Below are 12,724 nucleotides of genomic sequence, written 5' to 3'. Positions count from 1 at the left end.
AGAAGAGGAAGGAAGTTGGTTATGAAACAACAAGTAGATAATCGAACAAAACACGTACATTTAGAGGACATCATGATTGCAAATCAATTGATTAAAGATGTTGTTGTGCATACACCACTACAGCGTAATGACGTTTTGTCTGAACGATATGAATGTAATATCTATTTAAAACGTGAGGATTTACAGGTGGTGCGCTCATTTAAAATCCGCGGTGCGTACAATCGAATCAAAAAGTTATCCCCAGAAGAATTAGAAAATGGAATTGCCTGTGCAAGTGCAGGAAACCACGCACAAGGTGTAGCATATGCGTGCCGTCATTTAAATATCGATGGTAAAATCTTTATGCCGAGCACAACGCCACGCCAAAAAATTAATCAAGTGAAATTTCTAGGCAAAGATAACGTAAAGGTCGTACTAATCGGAGATACGTTTGATGATTCTTATGAACAAGCTATTGCATGCAGTGAAGAGGAGCATCGAACATTTATTCATCCATTTAATGATGTAGACGTTATTGCAGGACAGGGTACAGTAGCCGTTGAAATGTTCAATGACTGTGAAGATGAAATTGACTACGTATTTGCGGGTATCGGCGGGGGCGGATTAATTTCCGGTGTCGGCACATACGTAAAAAGCATCTCGCCTCAAACAGCTGTGATTGGGGTAGAACCAGCAGGCGCGCCTGGTATGCAGACATCTTTAGCAAATGGAAATGTAGTGACGCTACCGGCAATCGATCCATTTGTAGACGGAGCGGCTGTTAAAACAGTTGGAACGCTTCCGTATGACATCAGTAAAGAGCTTGTGGACGATATTGTAGTTGTTCCTGAAGGCAAGGTTTGCACAACCATTTTATCTCTATACAATGAAAATGCGATTGTAGCAGAACCAGCAGGAGCTCTTTCGATTGCTGCTCTTGACTCATACCGTGAGCAAATTAAAGGAAAAACGGTTGTTTGCGTCATCAGCGGAGGCAACAATGACATTGGACGTATGCAAGAAATCAAAGAACGTTCGATGATTTATGAAGGATTACAGCATTATTTTATCGTTAACTTCCCTCAGCGCGCAGGAGCTCTTCGTGAATTTTTAGACGAAGTGCTTGGACCGACAGACGATATTTCGCGCTTTGAGTATACGAAAAAGAATAACAAAGACAGCGGGCCTGCACTTGTGGGAATCGAGCTTAAGCATAAAGAAGATTATTATCCACTAATTAATCGTATGGATAAAAAAGGATTTCCTTACACAGAAATTAATAAAGAAAGCAACTTGTTTCACTTATTTATTTAAATAGAAGGTCGTTTTAAAAAGGAATGCTTCATTAACTGTCGAATAAGTTGATGAAGCATTTTTATTTTAAAAAATATTTGTGTTTTCTTTTTATTTTATCAAGACAGAAAGTACCTCAAGCATTATAATAAAATAAACGGGTAAAAAGAGGGTTGATCGCCTTGCTATTAAAAAGCCTTGAATTTAAACATGTCAGTGGTCAAAAAGTAAAAATTACTGAAATTCCAGTTTTAGAGGAAAATAGCACGTTTCGGTTCATGTTATCTGCAAAGCTTGATTTATTTATTAGACAAATCACGAACGAATCAGTTCCGAAGCAAACCTACTCGTTTCAAGAATATTTAAAACGCGTGCTGAAATGGAAAGATTACGAACAGCTCTTTAAGTCTCATGTATTAAAGCATAATGCATAAACGTAAAAGTTGACTTTTCTGAATATTTCAGCAGAGTCAACTTTTTTTGTTGATCTAAAAGGTTGAACATGCATTTTACGAATTAGCAAAACTTGCATTCTATTATAACTATATTGTTGTAAGCGTTCATGTTATACTAGTTTGCAATGCATCTTATAGGGGTGAACACATGTCGAAAATTAAAGTGGTAACGGATTCAACAATTGATTTAACGTTGGAAGAAGCTGAAAAATACGGTATTGAGATGATACCTTTATGTATTAATATTGATAATGAAACATATTTGGATCGCGTGGAATTAACGCCGACAGATTTTATTGAAAAAATGAAAAATTCAAAAGAATTACCAAAAAGCTCTCAGCCGGCTATTGGTTCTTTTGTTGAAGTATATGAACGATTAGTGAGTAAAGGGTATGACGTCATTTCCATTCATATGACTGGAGGAATGAGCGGAACCGTTCGAGCAGCTGAAAGCGCGGCTCAAATGGTGGAAGGAAATATCACCGTTGTCGATTCTATGTACATTACAAAAGCTCTTTCGTTTCAAGTCTTTGAAGCGGTGAAAATGATTGAAGAGGGGCATACGGTAGAAGAAATTGTCGCGCGCTTGGAAGAGGTGCGTCAAAATACGAATCTTTTTGTCGTAGTCGATACGCTTGAAAATTTGGTTAAAGGTGGACGTATTGGACGTGGAAAAGGGCTAATCGGTTCTCTTTTAAATATTAAGCCAATTGCTTCCCTAGCTGACGGAGTATACACTCCTGTTGCTAAAGTGCGCAGTCATTCTCAAATTGTTAAGTTTTTAACGAAGCAGTTCGAAGAGCATACAGAAGGAAAAAGTATTAAAGGAGTAGGGCTTGTACATGCAGATGGACTTGGGCTCGCTTCTAAGCTAAAAGAATCAATCGTGAAGACAAGAGGCTATACGCAATTTTCGATTGAAGATACGACGCCTATTATCTCGACGCATACGGGTATTGGTGCAATTGGTTTTATGTATTTTGCTGAATAAAGTGAGTTGCTTTTTGCAAGTCACTTTTTTGGCTTTCTCTTTTTTGGAAAAAGGAGAAAGAGAAGTGGACGAACGTGTGATATAATAGAATCAACTTTCTACCAGCGAATGCTGTGCTGGTTACTATTCTTTTGAATCCGGAGTATACCGATGAAAAAATATATTCGAAATTTGAGTGTGTTTAACAAAACGGTTTTATTTTCTACTTTAATTGTAGTTGCCCTTGGAGTCATTTCTTTAGCCATTAGCTATCAAGTTCAAAAAAAAATGGCAAAAGAGACGTTAACGCAGCATGTGTTAATTATGGCCGATTTATGGAGGGAGTCTTTATCTAAACAAGACGTAATAGCAGCAGTGGATTCAAGGAACGGGCCGATTCCTGAAAAAGACGAGCTAGAAAAGCAGTTCAGAAAGATTTATGAATTGCATCCGTCGTACTTGCAGGGATATATTATGACGACCGAAAAATTCAAATCGCATGGAAATAAGATTATCGTAACAGCGAATAAGAAAATTAAGCAATCGCTAGAGCCGTCCATGATTTATTATGGGGGAGAAGAATTTTACAAATCATTTAAGGAAGCAGAACGAAAAAAGAAAAATATCGTAACATCTACATACAAAGACGAATTCGGGACGTGGATAACCGTTTTATCGCCTATTACAAACAGCTCTGGAAAAGTTGTGGCTATTCTTGGTGTAGATGTAGATGCAAGCGCTATCTATATCTATCAAAAACGTTTAATTGTGTCTTTGGTCGTTGCGTTTACGCTTCTGTTTACCTTCATTATTGTGATTCAAGACTGGGGACTAAGGCGATTAATGTCGCCCCTTGGGGAATTAATAGAAGGAATTCAAGCGGTGAGTCAAGGGAAATTTGATGTGAAGCTGACACACGAAGATGATTCTGAGTTAGGGAATGTACACACAAGATTTAATGAAATGACCGAGCGGCTGCAGCAGCTTTTTCATCAAGTGTCAGTAACAAAAGAACACCTGAATGTAGAAACAGATCTCAGTCATACAAAAGACGGAATTACCAAAGCGATTGATGAATTGGAAGTTATTATGGAAAAAACGAGGATGCAAAAGGAATTGCAGCGAGCGGAGAAAATGAATGCAATTGGCCAATTAGCTGCTTCTGTAGCGCATGAAATTCGAAATCCTATGACGGTGGTAAAAGGGTTTTTGCAGCTGTTTCAAGATAACACAAAGCTTTCAAACACTGAATTAAGTTACATTCATCTTATGATTAATGAAATGGACAGAGCAGAAGCGATTATTCATGACTATTTATCGTTAGCCAAGCCGGATGTTCACCAGCATCGTTTTATTAACTGCTTGGAGTGTATTACAAGCTTAGTAGATTTATTATCTTCTTATGCTTTATTAACAAACAATATACTCATAGAATTAGACGCAAAAGAAGAGATGTATGTTCGCGGCAGCCGAAACGAATTGAATCAAGTTCTGCTTAATATTATGAAAAATGGAATTGAAGCCATGAGAGCTGGGGGAACGCTTCGAGTGGGGCTTTACAAGCGAGAAGGGCATGTACATATTCAAATTGAAGATACTGGTATAGGCATGACCAGTGAACAAGTGAAGCGGCTGGGAACAGCGTTTTATTCTTTAAAAGAAAAAGGAACAGGGATTGGTCTGATGGTTTCTTATCAACTGGTGGAACAAATGAATGGAAGAATTGAAGTGGAAAGCATACCAGGAAAAGGTTCAACGTTTATCTTGATTTTCCCTAGCTATGACTAAACTTTAACCGTGCAGGAGGAACATATGAAAAGCTGGTCTTATAAATTGTTTTTTTTACTGCTTATTAGTTGCATGATGTTAACAGCCTGTGGTTCCAAAATAGAAAATCCGCTTAATTGGAAGATGGACTCTTTTTCTTATGTTAACCAAGATCAAAAGAAAGTAGGGCTAAGTCAGCTGGAAGGGAACGTTTGGGTAGCTAACTTTATCTTCACAAGCTGCGAAACCGTATGTCCCCCAATGACGGCTCATATGGCTAAATTACAAAAAATGGCTAAGGATGAAGGCCTGGACGTTCGCTTTGTTTCATTTAGCGTAGACCCTGAAGTGGACACTCCTCAGAAAATGAAGGACTATGCGACTAAATTTGGCGCTGATTTTTCGAATTGGGATTTCTTAACGGGCTATAAACAAGCGGAAATTGAAAAGTTTGCGCTGGATCAATTTAAGATGATTGTGAAAAAGCCGCAAGAAGATCCGCAGGTTATTCACGGTACGTATTTTTTTCTAATTGACAAAGATGGAGTGGTTCAAAAATCTTATCAGGGAGTGACTGATCCTCCTTATGATGATATGATAAAAGATATTAAAATCCTTCAGTAAGAGCTATAAAATCGTCAAATCTATCCGCCAAACACAGCTATCTTTACAGTGATGTGTGAGCGGATATTTTTATGAAAGAAACATGCTTATCCTTTTTTTTACATATACTATATATAAGAAACGTAGTAAAATATCAACTTGACATAGTATGATAAGATATAAAGATATAGTTATTCAGAGCGGTAAGCAGTATTGCTTGTGACAGCGAGAATACAGCATAGTTAGTAGGTGTTATGATGAGAAAATGGAAAAGTATAGTGATAAGCAGTATGAGTGCGGTGGTGTTAGCGAGCTGTTCGACGACGACTTTTTTGCCAACGGACAATAAAGAAGAAGCCGTTCAGAAAGAAGTGGATTTAACACCTAAAAAGCATATTCCGAAAGGCTTTTTCCCTGTAGATTTAGATATTGTAGCCATTGGCGACTCATTAACTGAAGGAGTAGGAGATGAGTCTAAAAAAGGCGGTTATGTACCATACTTAACTAAATACCTTTCTAAACAAAATGAAGTGCAAAATGTACGAACAGAGAATCTAGGCAAAAGAGGAAACCGGACGGATCAGCTATTAGCGAGGTTAAATCAGCCGGGAGTAGCAGCTGAAGTATCAAGAGCAGACATCGTTTTCTTGACGATTGGCGGCAATGACGTGATGAAAGTGGTAAGGGATTACTTTTACAATATCTCAATTAAGACGTTTGAATCACAGCAGTCAAAATATGAAAAACGTCTAAATGACGTGTTTTCACGCATACGTAAGCTTAATCCTAATGCCCATATTTATTTAATCGGTTTTTATAATCCATTCTTTAAATCGTTAAGTGATGTGAAAGAAATTAATGTCGTTATTAATGAATGGAATGCGGCAAGCGAGAAAATTGCTTCTCAATATGATAATGTAAGTTATGTAAAAATTGATGATATTTTTTATGATTCTGACGTAAATTTATTAGGGAAAGACGAGTTTCACCCTAATAAAAAAGGGTACAAACTAATGGCTGAGCGCATTAGTAAATCAATGGAGGAAGAAGATCCTCTCGTTGGAGACCAGAAAAAGGAAACAGCAGAAGAAGTTACATCTGATGAAAAAGAGAAAAACACGAAAGAGAGTGGGAACGAGTAAGGAGATTGTTATATGAAGAAGTGGAAAACCCTATTTATCGCGTTATTAGGGATTAATGTTCTAGGGGCTATCCTTATTATTGCGTTTATTTTTCAACCGGTTGACAAGGTCAATCCAACTCCCTCTAAAAAAGTAGAAGGAGACGCAGAACTAACTATTTTGGCTAAAAAAGCGGACTTAAATGTACTGATTGATAAATATTTAAAAAAAGAATTTAAGAATCAGCCGCTTAACTACAAAATTACTCTTACCGATGTAGTAAGAGTAGACGGAACGATTCAAGTATTCGGCGATGATATTAATATTCGAATGACATTTGATCCGATCGTACAAAAAAATGGAGATATTGTGCTTGAACAGCAGTCACTTTCTGTTGGAAAGCTGCAGCTGCCTGTCCGCACAGTGCTTCGATACGTAAATAATAATTTTGCGCTACCAGAATGGGTAACAATCGATCCAAAGAATGAATCAGTATACGTAGCGTTACAGCAGATGAAGTTAGAGAGTGATTTTGCTGTAAAAGTACAAAAGTTTGATTTAAAAAATGATGATATTCGCGTACGTTTAATTTCGCGCAGTGAATAAAAAAACCTTCCAATTTGGAAGGTTTTTTTTGTTAACGGTCTTGGGAAATCAGCGCTTCTAATGCAGGACGGTTTTTAGCAAATCCGACGGCATATACCGTGTATGTTCGATTCGGGCGAAGGTTCAGTGCTGGGATTTCGAGTACTACATTTTTGGTTCCTGCTATGCGCACACTAAGTTGAACATGCATGGGGGATAAAGGCAAATATTTTGTGACTTCTTTGAACTGCACGCCAGAAAAAATGACGTCTCCACCTCTAGCCGCAATATCCACAGCAGGAGCATCAGGAGAAAGGTGCACAAACCGAAGCTTCGTTTCTCCACTTGGTACATCCGTATTGTCATAGATAAATAATAAATCAAGCTTGTTTAGCTCATCTACCGCCGCTACCGTGTAATTTTGGTTTCCTTCAAATGTAAATGATTCCGTTAAAACAGGTCTTCCCGTTTCTCCAGCGGGATAAATAGAAATTGTGTATCTTCCAGGTTCTTGTAATTCAATATAATCTGTTTCTTGTTTATAAGTTAAGTTGCGAATCACTCGTTTGTTGTTAATATAAATATCTACAGATGGAGAATCTGGAGAAGCGTGAAGTATACGAATTTGCGGCGGATTTACGCGTAAATTCGTATTTTCAGAAGAAGTTAAGATGGCCTGCTGGATATAGTACAAATGCTTTTGATAATAATGAATATGCTTAGATGGATCACTATACTTATAGTAGTTAGCTAGAAAATCGTATTTCATTGCTTTTTTAATATATTGATCAAAGGAATAATTAGCCATATGTTCAGCTCCCTTATTGTCGGAGTATAAAAACATTTCCATACGTAACCAAACATATGCTAAAACTCATAATTTATGCCGATCACTGATCACTCCCGAGACCTCCAAGAAGAAACAATGAGCCAAACGCCCTCTATGTGCATATACTGAATCAAATTATTGACTGAAGGCTTATTGTACGACCGAATTTAGTATAGAAAAAAGGAGTGAGAGCATGCGTGATTTTTATGCTCGGATGCTACGGTTAATCATGTTAAGTTTTTTACTGCTGCTACTTTTAATTCAATTTACAGAGCGCTCTACTTCATTTAATCACATTACCCCCGCGCTAAATAAAGTAACCGAGCGAATTGAGCTGATTACCTATGATCAATAAATGTATGTTTTCTGCGTTTCGATATGTACTTGTTCTTTATGCAATTTGCTTTACATTTTTATTTGTTAGCACAGTTCCAAGCCTATTTGGTTTCACTGTAACCGTTCAAGAAACGGATTATCACCACCTGCATCGCGGAGATATGGTTGTCTTTAGAGACGAATCATCTTCTTCAAAGAATGAACTTGTACTGGCCCATAATCAAGACCCTGATGTACTGGTTACAGCTCAAAGAAATTCTTTGCCTGCTTCTTTTAAAGTGATTGGAAGCTACGCATACCATCTCCCGTATATAGGGGTCATTATTGAGTTTATGAAAGATTTTACTACGCTACTGGTGATGGGCAGTATTTTACTTTTGTTGTTTTCGTATACGCTGCAGCCCAAAAGGCGAATATGGCGTAAGAGAAAGTAAAAAATGGGCGAATGCACATACAGGACAATCAACTAACGCATATAAAGTACAGTGTACGAAATGAAAAAAACAAGAGGAGAGATTGCTATGTATAACTACGATTGTTACGACCCATGCCATCACGGAGGCTATCACCACCTATATGATACTTGCCACTATCCAATTGGCGGTTATCATCATTGCGGAACGGGCCAGTCATTTGCATTAATTGTTGTGCTATTTATTTTATTAATCATCATTGGCTGCACTTGTTTTTGCTGATTAGGTCTCATTTGCTCGCATGTGCGAGCTTTTTATAAAAGATGGAAAAGGACAAACTTACATATAAATTGTTTAAATAATAAAAAAATTTTGCCAAATCAACATTTACCATATTATACTATAGCTAGTAACTCAATAAGCGAAGGTGAATATATGGAAAAGGAAAAAGTATTTCAACAGCTATTTTCAATGTCATTTACACCAATGCTCGTAATGAATATGGATGGCGATATTCAAATTTTAAATGAAGCTTGCTGCCACCTTTTTAAAACGACGGAGGAACGGCTTCTTTCCTGTAATGTGTTTGAAGAGCCAAATCGCTTTTTTATTGAAAAGCATGAAGTGGAACCGTTAAGAAAGCAAGAGGAAGAAGTTGTTTTACTTAAGAAAAAAGTAGATCAGCAGTTTCCGATGCATATCCATATTCAGCGCACGGAAGAAGATATTCCGCTCTTAGTTGTTCAGTGGAAAGAGTTTTCCTCAAGTATTGAAAAGCAAGAGGAAGTCATTCGGAAAATGAAGCAATATAAGCAGTTTGTCCAGCAAAGTCAAGATGCATTTATTGTAACGAGAGAAGGCAGAATTCAATATTTGAATCCCGCTGGTGTTAAACTTCTTGGCGGGGAGAAAAAAGAAGAGTATATCGGGCGTCCTTGGCTTCACTTTATTCACCCCGAACATTTAGAAATTGTAAAAGAACGAATGGTTCAGCTGATGAATGGAATGTCCGTGAGGCCACGTGTTGATGTGAAACTATTGACTAAAAAAGGGGTCGTCATTATTGAATCTTCGGCAACCAAAATTAAGTTTGAAGGACAGGATGCCATTCAGTATATTATTCGCGACGTAACGGATCGAAAAAAATATGATGAAATGGCAAGCAAATCTGAAAAGCTTACAATGGTGAGCAAGCTAGCGGCAGGAGTAGCACATGAAATCCGTAATCCAATGACGGCGATTAAAGGGTTTATTCAGCTGCTAAAAGCATCGAAACAGTATAATGAAGAATACAATGATATTATGCTTGAAGAATTGAATCGCGTCGAATCCATTATTCAAGAATTTTTAACGCTGGCCAAGCCTAAAATTGAAAATTCATACCATCCGAAAAGTCTCAATCAAATCATACGTCACGTGACATTACTATTAGATACACACGCCAATTATAAAAATTGTCGTATTATTAATGAGATTAGTGATGAGATTACAATCTTTTGTGAAGAAAATGCGCTTAAACAAGTTTTTATTAATTTAATTCAAAATGCGCTTGAGTCAATGAGCAAAGGTACAGTTAAAGTTACCGTCGAGAAAAGAAATGAATACGGCATGGTCATTATCGAGGATGAAGGATGTGGAATTGATGAGCAATCTTTAGCTCGGCTAGGTGAACCATTTTATTCCACCAAACAAACAGGAACAGGGCTAGGATTAATGATTAGCTACCGAATAATCGAACAGCATCAAGGGCATATTTCATTTGCGAGTAAAGTAGGAGTAGGAACAAAAGTAGAAATTGCTCTTCCGTATATTAAAGAACCAGTGAACATTTCGTAGCGCTTGCTATTCGTTCGCTGGTTTTTATTTGGTTGAAATAAAAACGAATGTTTTTTTATTTTTTTATTTTAATGTTCGTGTATATTGTTGACTAAAGGGTTTGTTTTTGATATATTATCAAATGGCTAGAAAATAACCGAATGATAATAAAAAAAGAAAATTCGGTCAATAACTTTTATCTTTTACCCAAAGAAAAAAGATGATGGGAGAATGTACAATGAACTCAAATTATGATGTTATTGTGGTAGGGGCAGGACCTGCTGGAATTTTTACTTGCTATGAGCTAACGTTAAAATTACCGGAAGCAACTATTTTATTAATCGATAAAGGACACGATATCTATCGACGTAATTGTCCGATTCTTCAGAAAAAAATTGAAAAATGTCCGCCTGCAGTTGGCAGAAAAGAGTTTGCTGGCTGTTTGCCTGCTTGTTCTATCACAAATGGTTTCGGTGGAGCCGGCGCATATTCAGACGGGAAGTTTAATATCACCAGTGAATTTGGAGGCTGGATGACGGATTATCTGTCTGAATCACAGGTGGTAGATTTAATTAAATACGTGGATGAAATTAATTTAAAACACGGAGCAACCGATACGATTACGGATCCGTTAACTGATAAAGTTCGTGAAATTGAAAAACGCGGATACGCAGCAGGATTAAAGCTATTGCGTGCCCAAGTGCGTCATTTAGGAACAGAGCAAAATTTAGAAATTTTAAAAAGCATTTATGAATACTTAAAAGAAAAAATTGATATGCAGTATAAAACGGAAGTAGCCGATTTAATAACAGAAAAAGAAGATGGTCAGCATATCGTGCGCGGTATTGAATTGAAGAATGGCGACAGAATTACGGCTGATAAAGTCGTGGTTTCACCAGGTCGAGACGGCTCGAAGTGGATGAGCGACTTACTAAAAAAACGCCGTTTGAAAATGATTAACAATCAAGTAGACATCGGTGTTCGAGTAGAAACATCTAACGTTGTTATGGAAGAAATCAACAAGCACTTGTACGAAGGGAAATTTATTTACAATACGTCTGTAGGTACAAGAGTCAGAACGTTCTGCAGCAATCCTTCAGGGCATGTGGTAGTAGAGAATCATTCAGGGATTATGTTAGCAAATGGACACGCATACAAAGATCCGAAGCTTGGAAGTCAAAATACGAACTTTGCGCTGCTTGTTTCTCATAAATTTTCGGATCCATTTGATCAGCCGAACGAATATGCGCACGAAGTGTCAAGATTAGCTAATATGCTGTCAAACGGAGGCTTAGTTGTTCAAAAGTATGGAGATATTTTAAAGGGGCGCCGTTCAACAGCGAATCGAATTAAAGAAGGCTTTTTAGAACCAACGTTAAAAGAAGCTGTCCCTGGTGATTTGGGTTTAGTGCTTCCATACAATACAATGAAAAGCTTAATTGAAATGACAGAAGCACTGGATCATGTAACGCCTGGGTTAGCATCTGAACATACGCTGTTTTACGGTGTGGAAGCGAAATTTTATTCCGCCCGTCCGAAGTTAAACGATAAGTTTGAAACTGAAATTTCCGGTTTATACGTGGGAGGAGACGGAGCTGGTATTACGCGAGGACTCGCGCAGGCAAGTGCGTGTGGTGTGTGGGTAGCGCGTGACATTGTTGAAAAATTAAAGAATCGTAAAGCAAGTTCTGAACCTGTTACTGTATAAAAAAAGAGGCCGTCACGGCCTCTTTTTTTTATGGGTTAAATCAACGAGAGGGAATAAGTAAAAAGTAAAGAACTTGTACCGCTCCAACTCCGATAGTGTTATATGATAATTACCCGCTCCTTTTTTAAAAGATAGTAGGAAATCTATACTTCTATCTTGAGCAGAATTAAGTAGAATAAGGCGAATTGATAGTGTCGATTTCTTCCCATCAATAAAGTCAGTGAAATTTTAAGGAGTGTATATCAAGCAGTACAAGGATAAAATCAACAGTTGGAAAGAGTTATTTTTTTGATAAGTAAAATATTTATGGAAGCAGTAAAGTACATGGATATTAGAATAATTATACATATTTATGAATGGTATCAATGAGAAGAAAGTTCACTTTATAAACTATTTTTTGAATTAATTTTTTATCCATTAGATTGTAAGTCTTGTTAAATAGGTGTTTTTGGTTTATTGAAATATGATGTAAATATTTTAAAATATAACAATTATCAACTTTTTACGATAAAATCATGCATTATTTTTGAATAAAAACTTGACAGAAACATATAAAATGAATTTTAATTAAAGTAACAATTATTATCATGCAAAAATATTAAAGAAAATTATTTGCTTAATCTCTTTTGTTTTATAAGAGAACGGAGGACCCATATTTGTGCGTAATGTCCTTGGGGTGAATCTTGAATGAATCAAGTAGGGTAACTCACATACCCGAATCCGACAGCTAACTCCGTAAGCATTCAGTGAGGGAATAACAGGTCTATGAAACCATGATATTCTCATGGTTTTTTGTATAGCTAAAAATATTCCTAAACTATTAATCTGAAAATTTTTAATATATTGTATA

At 37.0% G+C, this 12,724-nt stretch carries 13 protein-coding genes and 1 riboswitch; of the genes, 12 read left to right on the top strand and 1 reads right to left on the bottom strand.

Features of this window, described 5'->3' with window-relative positions; translation table 11 throughout:
* Positions 1 to 21 precede the first annotated feature (21 nt).
* From ilvA to ACMX9J_RS11195, 7 genes are all read left to right on the top strand, one after another.
* Positions 22 to 1,293 (top strand): threonine ammonia-lyase IlvA, encoded by a 1,272-nt coding sequence (gene ilvA / locus ACMX9J_RS11225; protein WP_013084697.1) that lies wholly within the window; start codon positions 22 to 24, stop codon positions 1,291 to 1,293.
* Between the two features lie 161 nt (positions 1,294 to 1,454).
* The gene (locus ACMX9J_RS11220) at positions 1,455 to 1,706 is read left to right on the top strand and encodes a YpmP family protein (RefSeq protein WP_013058743.1); all 252 of its coding nucleotides are present in this window, start codon (positions 1,455 to 1,457) and stop codon (positions 1,704 to 1,706) included.
* A gap of 169 nt (positions 1,707 to 1,875) precedes the next feature.
* Positions 1,876 to 2,718 carry a DegV family protein gene (locus ACMX9J_RS11215; RefSeq protein WP_416225813.1) on the top strand — a complete coding sequence of 281 codons (843 nt, stop codon included), beginning with the start codon at positions 1,876 to 1,878 and terminating at the stop codon, positions 2,716 to 2,718.
* Positions 2,719 to 2,868: 150 nt separating this feature from the next.
* Positions 2,869 to 4,485, top strand: coding sequence for an ATP-binding protein (locus ACMX9J_RS11210; RefSeq protein ID WP_033579850.1), 1,617 nt, complete (start codon positions 2,869 to 2,871; stop codon positions 4,483 to 4,485).
* A 24-nt stretch (positions 4,486 to 4,509) separates the two neighbouring features.
* Entirely contained in the window at positions 4,510 to 5,088 is a 579-nt protein-coding gene (locus ACMX9J_RS11205; RefSeq protein WP_416225812.1) for an SCO family protein, read from the top strand.
* A gap of 236 nt (positions 5,089 to 5,324) precedes the next feature.
* The gene (locus ACMX9J_RS11200; protein WP_014458541.1) at positions 5,325 to 6,209 is read left to right on the top strand and encodes an SGNH/GDSL hydrolase family protein; all 885 of its coding nucleotides are present in this window, start codon (positions 5,325 to 5,327) and stop codon (positions 6,207 to 6,209) included.
* A gap of 12 nt (positions 6,210 to 6,221) precedes the next feature.
* Positions 6,222 to 6,794 (top strand): YpmS family protein, encoded by a 573-nt coding sequence (locus ACMX9J_RS11195; protein ID WP_047749937.1) that lies wholly within the window; start codon positions 6,222 to 6,224, stop codon positions 6,792 to 6,794.
* A 31-nt stretch (positions 6,795 to 6,825) separates the two neighbouring features.
* Here ACMX9J_RS11195 and ACMX9J_RS11190 read toward each other — a convergent pair whose 3' ends face one another.
* A complete protein-coding gene (locus tag ACMX9J_RS11190) occupies positions 6,826 to 7,581 on the bottom strand; it encodes a DUF4397 domain-containing protein (protein ID WP_014458542.1) in 756 nt (251 codons plus the stop codon).
* Between the two features lie 214 nt (positions 7,582 to 7,795).
* On the opposite strand from ACMX9J_RS11190, the gene ACMX9J_RS11185 reads away from it, so the two are divergent.
* From ACMX9J_RS11185 to ACMX9J_RS11165, 5 genes are all read left to right on the top strand, one after another.
* On the top strand, positions 7,796 to 7,957 hold the full coding sequence (locus ACMX9J_RS11185; RefSeq protein ID WP_165573653.1) for a hypothetical protein: 162 nt from the start codon (positions 7,796 to 7,798) through the stop codon (positions 7,955 to 7,957).
* On the top strand, positions 7,947 to 8,372 hold the full coding sequence (locus ACMX9J_RS11180; RefSeq protein WP_232217062.1) for a hypothetical protein: 426 nt from the start codon (positions 7,947 to 7,949) through the stop codon (positions 8,370 to 8,372). The genes ACMX9J_RS11185 and ACMX9J_RS11180 overlap by 11 nt, the downstream gene beginning before the upstream one ends.
* Positions 8,373 to 8,459: 87 nt before the next feature.
* Complete coding sequence (locus ACMX9J_RS11175; protein WP_080518349.1) at positions 8,460 to 8,633, top strand: YjcZ family sporulation protein; 174 nt, start codon at positions 8,460 to 8,462, stop codon at positions 8,631 to 8,633.
* 153 nt (positions 8,634 to 8,786) lie between these two features.
* Positions 8,787 to 10,187 carry an ATP-binding protein gene (locus ACMX9J_RS11170; protein ID WP_028415123.1) on the top strand — a complete coding sequence of 467 codons (1,401 nt, stop codon included), beginning with the start codon at positions 8,787 to 8,789 and terminating at the stop codon, positions 10,185 to 10,187.
* A gap of 217 nt (positions 10,188 to 10,404) precedes the next feature.
* A complete protein-coding gene (locus ACMX9J_RS11165; protein ID WP_028415122.1) occupies positions 10,405 to 11,874 on the top strand; it encodes an NAD(P)/FAD-dependent oxidoreductase in 1,470 nt (489 codons plus the stop codon).
* A 603-nt stretch (positions 11,875 to 12,477) separates the two neighbouring features.
* Positions 12,478 to 12,632, top strand: a riboswitch (cyclic di-AMP (ydaO/yuaA leader).
* Positions 12,633 to 12,724: the final 92 nt, after the last annotated feature.

This window comes from Priestia sp. RMT2NF4 (genome assembly GCF_047872835.1).
Lineage (GTDB): Bacteria > Bacillota > Bacilli > Bacillales > Bacillaceae_H > Priestia > Priestia zanthoxyli.
This window is presented reverse-complemented; position numbering and strand designations above follow the sequence as displayed.

What these genes read in the sequence shown, in the direction of transcription:
- ilvA (WP_013084697.1), top strand. Translation starts at nt 22, where the DNA reads ATGAAACAACAAGTAGATAATCGAACAAAACACGTACATTTAGAGGAC.
- ACMX9J_RS11215 (WP_416225813.1), top strand. Translation starts at nt 1,876, where the DNA reads ATGTCGAAAATTAAAGTGGTAACGGATTCAACAATTGATTTAACGTTG.
- ACMX9J_RS11210 (WP_033579850.1), top strand. Translation starts at nt 2,869, where the DNA reads ATGAAAAAATATATTCGAAATTTGAGTGTGTTTAACAAAACGGTTTTA.
- ACMX9J_RS11205 (WP_416225812.1), top strand. Translation starts at nt 4,510, where the DNA reads ATGAAAAGCTGGTCTTATAAATTGTTTTTTTTACTGCTTATTAGTTGC.
- ACMX9J_RS11200 (WP_014458541.1), top strand. Translation starts at nt 5,325, where the DNA reads ATGAGAAAATGGAAAAGTATAGTGATAAGCAGTATGAGTGCGGTGGTG.
- ACMX9J_RS11195 (WP_047749937.1), top strand. Translation starts at nt 6,222, where the DNA reads ATGAAGAAGTGGAAAACCCTATTTATCGCGTTATTAGGGATTAATGTT.
- ACMX9J_RS11190 (WP_014458542.1), bottom strand. Translation starts at nt 7,581, where the DNA reads ATGGCTAATTATTCCTTTGATCAATATATTAAAAAAGCAATGAAATAC.
- ACMX9J_RS11185 (WP_165573653.1), top strand. Translation starts at nt 7,796, where the DNA reads ATGCGTGATTTTTATGCTCGGATGCTACGGTTAATCATGTTAAGTTTT.
- ACMX9J_RS11180 (WP_232217062.1), top strand. Translation starts at nt 7,947, where the DNA reads ATGATCAATAAATGTATGTTTTCTGCGTTTCGATATGTACTTGTTCTT.
- ACMX9J_RS11175 (WP_080518349.1), top strand. Translation starts at nt 8,460, where the DNA reads ATGTATAACTACGATTGTTACGACCCATGCCATCACGGAGGCTATCAC.
- ACMX9J_RS11170 (WP_028415123.1), top strand. Translation starts at nt 8,787, where the DNA reads ATGGAAAAGGAAAAAGTATTTCAACAGCTATTTTCAATGTCATTTACA.
- ACMX9J_RS11165 (WP_028415122.1), top strand. Translation starts at nt 10,405, where the DNA reads ATGAACTCAAATTATGATGTTATTGTGGTAGGGGCAGGACCTGCTGGA.